This window comes from Streptomyces sp. NPDC005799, from assembly GCF_040630525.1.
GTDB classification, from domain to species: domain Bacteria; phylum Actinomycetota; class Actinomycetes; order Streptomycetales; family Streptomycetaceae; genus Streptomyces; species Streptomyces griseorubiginosus_B.
In genome coordinates, this window is sequence record NZ_JBEXXQ010000103.1 from 1 (window position 1) to 11,835 (window position 11,835).

The 11,835-nt window shown below is 64.0% G+C and carries 6 protein-coding genes and 1 pseudogene; 5 read left to right on the forward strand and 2 right to left on the reverse strand.

Features of this window, described 5'->3' with window-relative positions; all coding sequences use genetic code 11:
• The 3 genes from ABZ453_RS48705 to ABZ453_RS48715 all read left to right on the forward strand — a co-directional run.
• The coding region (locus tag ABZ453_RS48705; RefSeq protein ID WP_359026183.1) for a transposase at window positions 1-323 on the forward strand (323 nt) is incomplete at its 5' end.
• A gap of 271 nt (window positions 324-594) precedes the next feature.
• A complete protein-coding gene (locus ABZ453_RS48710; protein ID WP_359026194.1) occupies window positions 595-3,579 on the forward strand; it encodes an AAA family ATPase in 2,985 nt (994 codons plus the stop codon).
• A 144-nt stretch (window positions 3,580-3,723) separates the two neighbouring features.
• Window positions 3,724-6,162: an AAA family ATPase gene (locus ABZ453_RS48715; RefSeq protein WP_359026185.1), complete on the forward strand. Its 2,439-nt coding sequence runs from the start codon at window positions 3,724-3,726 to the stop codon at window positions 6,160-6,162.
• A gap of 393 nt (window positions 6,163-6,555) precedes the next feature.
• On the opposite strand, the gene ABZ453_RS48720 is transcribed toward ABZ453_RS48715, so the two are convergent.
• Window positions 6,556-7,476, reverse strand: a complete 921-nt coding sequence (locus ABZ453_RS48720; protein WP_359026187.1) for an IS3 family transposase — start codon at window positions 7,474-7,476, stop codon at window positions 6,556-6,558.
• The gene (locus ABZ453_RS48725; RefSeq protein WP_359026189.1) at window positions 7,469-7,753 is read right to left on the reverse strand and encodes a transposase; all 285 of its coding nucleotides are present in this window, start codon (window positions 7,751-7,753) and stop codon (window positions 7,469-7,471) included. The genes ABZ453_RS48720 and ABZ453_RS48725 overlap by 8 nt, the downstream gene beginning before the upstream one ends.
• 625 nt (window positions 7,754-8,378) lie before the next feature.
• Here ABZ453_RS48725 and ABZ453_RS48730 point away from each other — a divergent pair.
• Entirely contained in the window at window positions 8,379-10,178 is a 1,800-nt protein-coding gene (locus ABZ453_RS48730; protein ID WP_359026192.1) for a reverse transcriptase domain-containing protein, read from the forward strand.
• Between the two features lie 658 nt (window positions 10,179-10,836).
• Window positions 10,837-11,835 (forward strand): annotated as a pseudogene (locus ABZ453_RS48735) (reverse transcriptase/maturase family protein); the annotation flags it as partial.

Genomic DNA, 11,835 nt, shown 5'->3' on the forward strand with positions numbered 1-11,835 from the left:
CCCACGCCGAGAAGGCGATCGAAGCGTTCGTCCGCACCTACGGCGCCAAGTGGCCCAAGGCCGTCTCGAAGATCACCTACGATGCCGAGGAACTGCTGGCGTTCTACGACTTCCCGGCCGAGCACTGGATCCACCTGCGGACCACGAACCCGATCGAGTCGACGTTCTCCACGGTCAAGCTCCGCACCAAGGTCACCCGCGGCGCCGGCAGCCCGGCCGCGGCCCTCGCCATGGTGTTCAAGCTCGTCGAGTCCGCCCAAACCCGCTGGCGCGCGGTCACCGGCGCCCACCTCGTTCCCCTGGTCCACGCGGGTCCTTCATGATCATATGGCCTAGACACCACAATGATCACGAACCTCGTGTCCGCACTGCTATGCACCCCTACCCCAACCACCCGCGCGAACAGGGAACTTGCACGACCCCTGGCAACTCTGCTATTGGAAGCGCAACGGCCGTCTCATCCACACCACGCCGAGCACCTACAAGATCACTCTCCCTGATGCCTTGACGCCGCCGCCAGGCCCTTAACTTCGTGGCATTGCATGAGCAATCGGCGCTGATTTGCCTGGAGCGATCAAAAAAAATCGACCTCCGATGTACTCTCTGAGTCTGACATGTCTGGACCACTTGGTCTTGGGCTTCTGCGGCCTCTGCTGTTCCCCCACACACAGGAGGCAACTCGTGTCTATCGTAGCGTCGTCCGATGCTCACGCACCGTATCCCCAACTACTGGGCCGTTCTCCCGAGCTCGAAGTTTTATCGAAATCCTTACGGGGATCAGCTCGAGCTTGTTGGACGCTGCTGCTCGGCGGCCCAGGAGTCGGCAAGTCCGCATTGTTGGATGCAGCGCGCGTTCAGGCTTCCCGTGACGGCGTGACAGTGCTGCACACGGTTCGGCGGGAAATATCCAAGGATGATCGGTACAGTGCAGTTCGCGATCTTTTCCGTTCTTTTGGACTGAATGGATTGGATGCAGCACCGCCGCAACTCCTGGACGAGCGTGCGAGCGGTGCGCTGGCCAGCTTGACCACACACGTCGGCCTCCATCAGGGAACCCATTCGGGAGAGCAGTCTCCAAAAAGCCCTGCGGAACTCGATGACTATCAGGTGCTGGACCGGTTGAGTCGAGCCGTCACTCAATTGACAAGCCGGACGCCGATGGCAGTGCTGCTGGACGACGCACACTGGTGTGACACCGCATCCTTGGATTGGCTGTCGTTCCTCGCCCGTCGAATGGGTGCCCGACCGCTGCACGTGGTAGTCGCCGTGTCCGACCAATACATGGCTGTTAGTCCGGCTCTGGTTGCACTGTTGCAGGTGCCGGGCATCCGGGTCATCCGGTTGCGTCCCCTCGACATGGAGGACGTTGCCCATGCGATAGAACACGCGTTGGGGCAACATGCCGATGAGTCGTTTATCCGCGGCTGCGCCGAGGCCACCGGAGGCAACCCGCTTCTGCTCAATCGGTTGCTGGACGCTCTAGCCACCGAGGGTGTTCGGCCGACCCGGGACGATGTCCGGTTGGCGGTGACTATTGGTCGCGAGATCTGCGCTTCCACAGCGCTGCACTATCTTGATCGTGATCGAAGTCGCTCGCACGTGCGGGCAGTGCTGCGGGCCATGGCCGTTCTGGACCTCTACCCTACGCCGTACTCAGAGTCATGGGCGCCGATCGGCGAGTCAAGCGAGCTCGTCGGAAAGCTGGCAGGCGTGTCCGCTCCGCTTGTGGCCGAAGTGGTGGATCAACTTCAGCAGGACGCCCTGGTTCGCCTCTGCACGCTCCCATCCATTGGCCAAGCCGTGCTGCGCTCCCAGCCGGGGGACAGCCTGATGCGCCTGCGCGAACAGGCCGCTCGGCTCTTGCTCGACTCCGGGCAGCCTGTGGAGACAGTTGCCCGTCAACTCCTCTTGGTCGACCGGCCAAGCGAGCTATGGATGACCACTGCACTGCACGAAGCTGCCAAGGAAGCCGCGGAGCGTGACGAACCGGAAACTGCCGCAGGCTATCTGCGGCATATGCTCGAAGCCGGAATTACCACCACCCAGCGAAATCAGGCGCATCTGGCACTAGCAGACGTACTTGCCGCCAGCGATCCCGAGGACGCCATGTCTCACCTCTGTGAGGTGATGGCTCATGCTGACGAGATACGCACGCGAGCATTGGCCGCTGCACGCTACGGCCTGACTGCGATCGAGGTTCGACAGACCACTGCAGCGCTGCCCTTCCTGGTGGAAACCCTGGAGACAGTGAAAGCTTTTCTTGGGCCTGAGGCTCCGGCGGCCGACCAGGAATTGGTTCTGCTCCTGGAGTGGGTGCTGCTCGCCATGGGAGCGGATCACTCGCAGACCCACTTGCGGACCTTGACCATGACCACTGCCCCCGGCTGGCCGTATCGTCAACTGGCTGGCCACACGGCCATCGAACGGCGTATGCTCGCCGCCCACGCCTTCCTCACCGCCTTGGGAGGCCACTCGGCGGCCGAGGTACTGGAGATCGTGCACAGGTCAATACGTGTGCGGGATACAGACACTCCGCTCTTGACGGTCACTCATAGCGTATTGGCGCTACTGATGGCTGATGATCTTGATACGGCGCTCAATCTACTCCGCACCCCAGTGGCTGTCGGACCGACCGAGGGCGGCTTGCGCGCGCTGGTGCACTATGCGGCTGGAAGCATATCGACGGCAGCTGAAGAAGCGCAGGCGGCCCTGAACCGCGGGAGTCGGGGAGGCGAGGACGCTTTTCCATCCATTGTCCTGTCTCTTGTGTTGGCTGAGCGAAACGCACTGCAGGAAGCTGAGGCCGTCTTGGACCGGGCCGGAGCCGTTGATGACTCCGTTATTCAGTCGTCGCTGCTCCTTCTGGCTCGGGCGAGGGTCAAGGGAGGCCAAGGCGATCTACATGGCGCTTACAGGCTGGCCCTGCTCTGCAGACAGCAGATGGAAAAAGCCGGCGCCATGGATCCGGTGCTCGTGCCGTGGCGGCCTTACGCAGTTAGCTTGCTGGTCCGTATCGGGCGTCAACGGGAGGCGGACAAGCTGGCTCAGGAGGGATTGACGCAGGCTCGCCGCCGGAATACTCCACGCGCCCTCGGTACCGCACTGACCAGCTGTGCCGCTGTCGCCGACGGCGACCGCCGAATCCAACTCCTGCGGTCGGCGTTGCAGTCCTTTGCCGCTTCCCCAGCACGGTTGCAGCACGCCCGGACTGCATATGTGCTCGGAACCGCCCTGTTACGGGAGGGGGATCTTCAAGAGGCCCGTTCGCTGCTGGGCACTGCGAGCAGTCTGGCTCGATCGTGCGGGGCCATGCCGCTGTCCCGCCAGGCAGACCATGCGCTAGCAACTGCGGGTGCCCAACCGCAGCATGCCCACGGCGCAGGCACACTGACCAAGTCTGAGCTCCGTGTGAGCGCGCTTGCTGCGCAAGGTGCCACCAACCGTGAGATAGCTGAAACACTCTTCATAAGTCGGCGTACCGTTGAGAGCCATCTCACAAGTGCCTACCGGAAGCTCGGCACCTCGGGCCGCGCTGTTCTCCCCGCTGCCTTGGAATCTCTATGGAGTGAAGGCACGTGAACAGCCGTTTCTCTGCTGTGGTTATGCACTCAGCCTTCCTCATGGCCTCCGCCTCAACTCTCGCGCCTCACTGTCGCTTAAGGCACTCACCTAGTTGCCATGTTCAAATCACCAGAGTCACTCTCTCTACACAATCCTTCTGCCTTGATCGAGCGCGACAGCGAACTGCGACTGTTGGAAAGGCTTGTTGCCAAGGCGAAGCAGGAGGGCCGCTTCCAAAGCGTGCTCATCGAAGGCCTACCCGGAACCGGAAGGACCGAGCTTCTGCGCCACGCAGTGACCGCCGCAGGCCGCAACGGGATGCGGGCGGCGGTGGCACTGGGTACCCCAGGGGAAATGCCTCTTCGGTATGGAATTGCCAGGCAATTACTCGCGGCCATAGAACGTTTTGAACGTTCTGGCTCACGACGGCCCTGGGCCCCGGAAGATCAGGTAATCCGGGCACTCAACAGGGCGGCGTATCGCGCGCCGCTTCTGCTCGCAGTCGACGATGCTCAGTGGATGGATCTGCAATCCTGGAGGTGGCTTGGCTCAATGACCCGCCGCTCAGCCGCATCCCCAGTGCTTGTCGTGGTCACCGCATATCCGCACGCTCTGCTGCCGGCCGCCTCACTTGACGAGCCGCACGGTCGGCACGTGTCGGGGGCGCTCGGCCCGGCTCCCAATGTCCTCCGCACCCGCCCGCTGTCTCGCGCCGGGGTGGCCATTACCGCTGCAACGCACGGCTCTCCCGACGTTCACTGGACTGTCGATGACCTGACCGAGGCCACGGCTGGAAACCCGTCAGTGCTCCGCTCACTGCTCTCCATGCCGACGAGCGCGGAAACCCCGTCCGACAAGTGCGCTGAACTCCTCAGCAGGGTCACGGACATCACCGGGGCCCGGATCGACCGGGTACTGGACGGCCTTTCGGCTGAGCTAATGGACCTGCTCGCGGCACTTGCTGTCGGCGGCGCCAGTTTGAGCGGAGAACCTGTCTGCGCGCTGGCAGGACTGCGCTCCATGTCCCCACAGCAGGCACTGGATTTACTGGCCGGCAGTTGTTTGGTGACAACCGAAAAACCCGTGATCTGCACCCCCGGCACGTCTGAGCGCGTGTTGGTGAGGATGACGGTCGCGCAACGCGCGGATCTGTACGCGAGGGCAGCCGAGTTGGGGCACCGCATGGCGGTTCCTCATCACGAGTTAGCCAGAATGCTGCTCGGCTCCCGCCCGATCGGTGCGTCGTGGGCCGTGCGTGTTCTGCGGCAGGAAGCCATGCTCAAGGTCGGCACTGCCCCACAAGCCGCTGCGCAGTTGCTGCGGCGCGCACTCAAAGAACCCGCCACCCCTCACATCCAGGCAGATATCCGCGCAGATCTGCGGGCTGTGACAGGCACCGGAGCGCATACTGCCGACGAACCATACACGGGCCCGAAGCCGATGAGTCCGGACGTCCTTCCCTTCACGCTGACGTCAGCTGACGAGCAAGTCCTGCGGTACTCATGGACCCATGCTCCGCACCACCGACCCGATCCTGACAAGGCGACCCTTACGGTCCGCCCCAGGCCCGGCGGTCGAGGTGATGTTCCACGCCCCGCTACTCCAGGCCCACGGACCGCCCCCGCGCAGCGAGTCCGAGGGGATGCCCAGGACAGCAATCCGCTTGACCCTGAGAAGGCGGCGCTCACCGCTTGGCGGTGGTCGCTCAGCGTGAGCCGCCCTGCTACTGACGTCGCTGCAATGGCCAGGTTCACCCTGCATGCCGCGGTGGAGCACCATGTGCCGTTTGCCTCACGGATCGCGGCCTGCCTGACGCTGATTTTGACAGATGATGTTGCAGAAGCCATGTCGGGTCTGGACCATGCGGCCGAAGACGCCAGAAGTAAGGGCGCACTTCTGGCACGCGCACTTGCTTTCACCGCACGCGCCAACGCTGGGGTGCATGGAGGTTGGATCGGGCAAGCGGCCGCCGACCTCGAGACGGTGGCGCAGGTTGTGCCCGAGCGACTCTGGCCCGCTTCCCTGAAAAACTGGATAACAACATTGCGTGTACGGCTCCATACTGAACGTGGCGATATCGGCGCGGCCAGGCAGGCAGCAGCGCTGCTCCTGCGTCCCTCAGACGACCCTCAAGCACCGCATGCCCTCTACAGCCGGGGTCTCTTGGCGCTCTATGAAGGCGACGTCCGCGAGGCTCGAGACGCGTTTTTGGAATCAGGCCGCCATATGCTGGCTTCGGGCATTATGACACCAGCCTTGCTGCCCTGGCGGTTGCTGGCCTCGGTCACGTGCCAGTCTCTCGGCGAAACCGATCGCGCGGCACAACTCGCAGCTGAAGAGGCACGCCTCGCACGGGCATGGGGGACGCCAAGTAGTATCGCGTTTGCGTCATTGACCCGCGGCCTTGTCTCGCCCCCAGATGCCGGAACCGAAGCCTTGGCTGAGGCATCTCTAATACTGAAAAAAGAGCCCCCTGTAGCCTGGTCCGCCCCAATTCGAGCCCGCCTTCTGCGAGAAGTGATCGACTCGGCCACAGAACAATGCGCCGCAGGCAAACCTGCTATCTCAGACACCATCTGTTTTCCGAACGTGATCGGTTGATTCGGAGTCGGGGGACGTGAACTCCGGTCAGCGGTAGGAGAGATGGGCGCGGTTTGTCCGCTCGTCTGGCTCGTGCGCAGGTGGCTGGCGCCGTCGATGCTTGGTCTCCTGGAGGCCCAGGAGACCAAGGTCCGGAAAGAAATCGCTGGGTTGCGGAAAGAGGCCGGGCGCGTACAGGCCGCGCTCGGTACGGCACAACGCGCGCTGGCGTGCAATGCAGCGAGTAGGTGGACGGCCTGGTCGTCCAGGGTCATTGCAAGATCGAGATCTGTTCGGGTTTGTCAGGTGAGACCGAGGGCTCGTAGGGATGGCGTCCCGCTGTGTGGTGTAGCCGATCAACGTTGGGGCGTACGCCCGGGGGCGTGTCAATCCCCTCGAACTGTGGAGTCCTTCCTATGCAGCCAGCCCCACGGTGAGGTCGGCCCAGTATTCGCGTTCGTAGTCGATCGGGCTCTTGTAGTCGCACACGCTGTGTAGCCGGCGGGCGTTGTAGATGTCGGTGATCCAGGTGGCAATCTTGAGGCGGGCCTCGGCCCGGGTGCGGAAGGTGCGACGGTGGATGTACTCGACCTTGAGCACGCTGTTAAACGCCTCGCTGACGGCGTTGTCGAAGCAGGATCCCACTCGGCCCATGGACTGGAAGACGCCCAGATTGCGGCAGGCACGGCCGAACTTCCGCGAGGTGTATTCCGATCCGCGGTCGCTGTGGAAGATCACGCCGCGGACGTCGCCGCCGCGGGTGGCTGCGGCCATGTTCAGCGCAGCGACCACCAGGCCGGCGTCGTGGTGGGCGTCCATCGCGTACCAGAGCAGGCGCCTGGAGAACAGGTCGATGACCGTGGCGAGGTAGAGCTTGCCCTCTTCGGCGCCGATCTCCGTCATGTCGCCCACCCAGACGAGGTCGGGTTCCTCGGCGGTGAAGTCCCGCTTGCCGAAGTCCGGCGCGGCCAGCCGCGTGCCCGGCCTGGTCAGCCCGCTCCGGCGTCTCATCACCCGGGCGACGAGGCCGAGTTCGGCCATCAGCTTCGCGACGGTGTTCACCGAGATGCGCCAGCCCTTTCGGACCAGCAGGATGAAGATCTTCGGTGATCCGTAGGTGCCGCCGGACTCGGTGAAGATCTCCCTGATCTCGTCGGCCAGCCGCTGTCTGCGCACCTCACGCCCGGTGGGGCGCCGGTCGCGCCATTTGTAGAACCATGACTCGCTCACGCCCAGGGCGCGGCACGAGACGGTGTGCGGGATGTTGTGCTCGGTCCTGTTGTCGCTGATCGCCCCGGCCACGGCGGTCGGGTCCGCCGCAGCTACTTCACCCACAGGACCATGCAGCGTTTGAGAACATCGCGCCCATCCCCAGCTCCTTGTTCTCCTTCTTCAGCGCCGCGTTCTCCGCGGTCAGCCGGGCGATCAACGCGTCCTGGTCCTCCGGCGTGCTCTTCTCGGCCCGCTTCGCCCGCGAGACCCAGCTCGCCAGGGTCGTCTCGTTGATCCCCAGGTCCTCCGCGACCTCGGGAACCGGCTTCCCGGTCTCCGTCACGATGCGTACCGCCCCCTCACGAAACTCCGCCGTGAACTTCCGACGCTTCTCCGCCATGACACTCAACTTCCCCTGCTGTCAGGGCTCCACGCTACGAGGGGAACCTCAGAGACCGTGGAGAGCCCGTTGCGTTGAAAGGGTGCGCCGTTTCACTCGGCGTTGGATCGCCCCTTCAGGGGGCCGAGGTTCGGAAGGAGGTGACCTCGGGGCCGCCCGTCTGACCTGAGCGCGAAAGCGTGAGGGGACAACAGCATGGCGGGGAAGCGCGGAGCATCGCGAAGGCGTCGAAGGTGCTGCTGTGCAAGGCCCGCGTGATAAGGCGAAGGCCACACTGCTTGAAGCCCAGTCTCCAGCGGTGGAAGACGCACACCCTGCGACACGGCGCCTGAGGTCGCAGCCGTCGGCATCGGACGATCCGGAGTTTTGTCGTCTCAACCCTTCCGGCCGGCGGGCGGCGGACAGCGAGTTCGCTCAAGGGGACGGACCGGGTCGCCTACGTCACGCTCGATACGTCCAGCGCAAGGGGAATACGGGATGGCCTACGGGGCGCGAGCCCTATGGCCACGGAGGGGTCGTAGTAGTCGTCGGAGTAACGCCCGACCAGGGAGGACGGGAAAGCCGTCCACATTGGGCGAAGGGCCCCAGGTGTCAACAGATCCTTCACGATGGCGAGGTATGCGAAATGCAGAGCGCCGAAGCCCTTCTGGGGATCATCCGTGAACGCGGCAGGAAGGGACTGCCGCTGGAACGTCTCTACCGGTGCTTGTTCAACCGGGAGTTGTACCTGCTCGCCTATGGGCGGATCTACCGCAACGACGGTGCGATGACGCCCGGCGTCACGGCCGAGACCGTGGACGGCATGCGCCTGGGAAAGATCCAGGCGATCATCGATGCGCTCCGCAGTGAGCGCTATCGGTGGTCACCGACGCGCCGCGTCTACATCGAGAAGAAGGGAAGGACGAAGAGTCGGCGCGGTTTAGGTCTGCCGACGTGGTCGGACAAGCTGCTGCAAGAGGTGATGCGCCTGTTACTTGAGGCGTATTACGAGCCGCAGTTCTCCGATCACTCCCATGGTTTCCGACCCGGCCGGGGATGTCACACCGCCTTGCAATCGATCTACCCCGGGTGGCGGGGCACTACCTGGTTCGTCGAGGGAGACGTCAAAGCCTGCTTCGACAGTTTGGATCATGAGATCCTGCAGTCGATTCTCGCCGAGAAGATCCACGACAACCGGTTCTTGCGGTTGATCGACGGGCTGCTCCGGGCCGGATATCTGGAGCAGTGGCGCTATCACGCAACGCTCAGCGGTTCACCTCAGGGTGGCGTGATTTCACCGCTTTTATCCAATATCTACCTGGATCGGCTGGACAAGTACATCGAGACGAGTCTGCTGCCCGCTTACAACCGGGGAGCCCGGCGCACGCCGTATCGTCCGTACATGCTGCTGTGGCAGCGCGCCTTCCGCCTGGAACAGCGGGGCGAGCTGGAGGCAGGTCGGGCCCTGCGCAAGCAGATGAAGACCATGCCCTCGCGAGATCCCAATGATCCAGGCTTCCGGCGGCTGAACTACTGCCGTTACGCGGACGATTGGCTGCTGGGGTTCACCGGGCCGAAGCGGGAAGCCGAGGAGATCAAGGCTGACATCGGCCGGTTCCTGCGTGACGAACTCAAGCTGGAACTGTCCGAGGAAAAGACCCTGATCACGCACGGGCGGACGAAGGCCGCCCGGTTCCTCGGCTACGAGATCGTGGTCTTGGACAACGACACCAAGCACGACCATCGCGGTCAGCGCAGCATCAACGCGCAGATCGGACTGAAGGTCCCTGCCGATGTCGTCCGCGCCAAGTGCCGCCCCTACATGCACCACGGCCGACCGGTCCGGCGGACCGAACGCACGGTCAACAGCGACTTCTCCATTGTCGCCCAGTACCAGGCGGAGTTCCGCGGGATCGCCGGTTACTACCAGCTGGCGTTCAACCTCCACCGTCTCGGACGGCTCAAGTACGTCATGGAGCGGTCCCTGGTCAAGACGCTGGCGCGGAAGTACCGCGTCCGAGTCCCCAGGATCTATGACCGCTACCGGGCCGTCCTGGATACCGACCGTGGTCCCCGCCGGGGGCTTCAGGTCACCGTCCAACGCGGGGAAGGACGGCCGCCACTGGTGGTGCAGTGGGGCGGGATCTCGCTGGCGCGCAAGACCAGGATCGGTAGTCTCGACGATCACCCGAAGCAGGTGTGGAACAGCGGACGCAACGAGATCGTCAAGCGTCTGCTCGCCGACACCTGCGAGATGTGCGGGTCGCACGACGGTGTCGAAGTGCACCACGTCCGACACCTCAAAGACCTGAATGTCCGGGGGCGGGCACCGAAGCCCGCCTGGGCGCAGATGATGGCCTCGCGCCATCGGAAGACCCTGGTCGTCTGCCGCACCTGCCACGAGGACATCCACTACAGCGGGCGTCCCTCGCGGCAGAACTCATGAGAAGAAAAGGCACCGGAGAGCCGGATGCGGTTACAAGCCGCACGTCCGGTTCGGTGGGGGGCCGTTGGAAAAGGGCCTGCTCAGCAGGCACCTCGCTGGCGGCCAACCCAACCGCACGGCGGGTGTGCGCCGTGAGGCGCTTCGTTGTATCCCCGACGCAGTCGGGATGAACTCGGAGGGAGGTTCTTGGGTCGCCTGACTCACCTGGACGCGAAAGCGCGAGGGGAAAAGAGCATGTCAGGGAAGCGGTGGCCGTCCGGAGGTGTCCGGGGGCGGGGTGCCGCGAGACCCGCGCGATATGGCCAAGGCTGGATTGCTTGAAGCCCAATCTCCAGTGGTGAGAGTGCGCACCCGTCGGAACGACACCTGTAACCGATGCCGCGTCATGCCGGGCCTTGAACCTGTGGGGCCGGGCAACCTCCGTGACGCGGAGCGTCGCCCAGCGAGGGCGGTCAAGGAGATGAGTGGGCGGCCTACGTCGTGCTCGATACGTACAGCGAAGACGTACCACGGGATCGCCTACGGGGCGCGAGCCCTATGGCGACGGAGTGCCCGTAGTAGTCGCAGGAGTCACGACCTGCCGTGAGGTCCGGGAGAGCCGGAACAAGGGCGAAGGGGCACAGGTGATCGAGAAGTTCAGCGAAGGGAGGCATGCGTAATGCAGACCGCCGAAACGGTGCTGGACATCATCCGCAAGCGCGGAATGAGAGGCCTGCCGATCGAGAGGCTGTATCGGCAACTGTTCAACCCACAGCTGTACTTGATGGCCTACGGGCGGATCTACGCCAATAAGGGCGCGATGACGCCGGGGGTCACCGAGGAAACCGCGGACGGCATGTCATTGGAGAAGATCGGCAGCATCGTCGACGCCCTGCGCGCTGAATGCTATCGATGGTCTCCGGCCCGGCGGGTCTACATCGAGAAGAAGGGATCAACGAAGAAGCGCCCGTTGGGTCTGCCGCCCTGATCGGACAAGCTGGTCGCGGAGGTGGTCCGCCTGCTGCTTGAGGCGTACTACGGCGTCCAGTTCTCCGACCGGTCCCACGGTTTCCGTCCCCACCGGGGCTGCCACACTGCGCTCAGCGAGGTGGTGGAGGTCTGGAAGGGGACGCACTGGTTCATCGAGGGGGACATCTCCGACTGCTTCGGCAGCCTCGATCACGAGGTGATGCTGTCGATTCTGAGGGAGAAGGTCCACGATGGCCGGTTCCTGCGGCTGATCAGCCACATGCTCAAGGCGGGATACCTGGAGGACTGGCGATGGAATGCCACGCTCAGCGGTGCGCCGCAGGGCGGGGTTGCCTCCCCGGTCCTCTCGAACATCTACCTTGACCGGCTTGACCAGTTCATCGAACAGTCTCTGCTGCCCGAGTACAACCACGGCCGGCGCCGGCGCCCCAACCGGGAGTACCAGATCGTCGAGTACGCGATCCAGCGGGCCAAGCGGCACGGTGACCGGGACGCGGTCAGGGAGCTTCGGCTCCGCCGCCGCACCCTGCCGAGCCAGGACCCCAACGATCCGGACTACCGGCGATTACGTTACGTCCGGTATGCCGACGACTGGCTGCTGGGATTCGCCGGTCCCAAGCACGAGGCCGAGGAGATCAAGTCGAAGATACGGACGTTCCTGCGCGACGACCTCAAGCTCGAACTGTCC

Coding starts and splice junctions, on each gene's coding strand:
- ABZ453_RS48710 (WP_359026194.1), top strand. CDS start 595: ATGTACTCTCTGAGTCTGACATGTCTGGACCACTTGGTCTTGGGCTTC.
- ABZ453_RS48725 (WP_359026189.1), bottom strand. CDS start 7,753: ATGGCGGAGAAGCGTCGGAAGTTCACGGCGGAGTTTCGTGAGGGGGCG.
- ABZ453_RS48730 (WP_359026192.1), top strand. CDS start 8,379: ATGCAGAGCGCCGAAGCCCTTCTGGGGATCATCCGTGAACGCGGCAGG.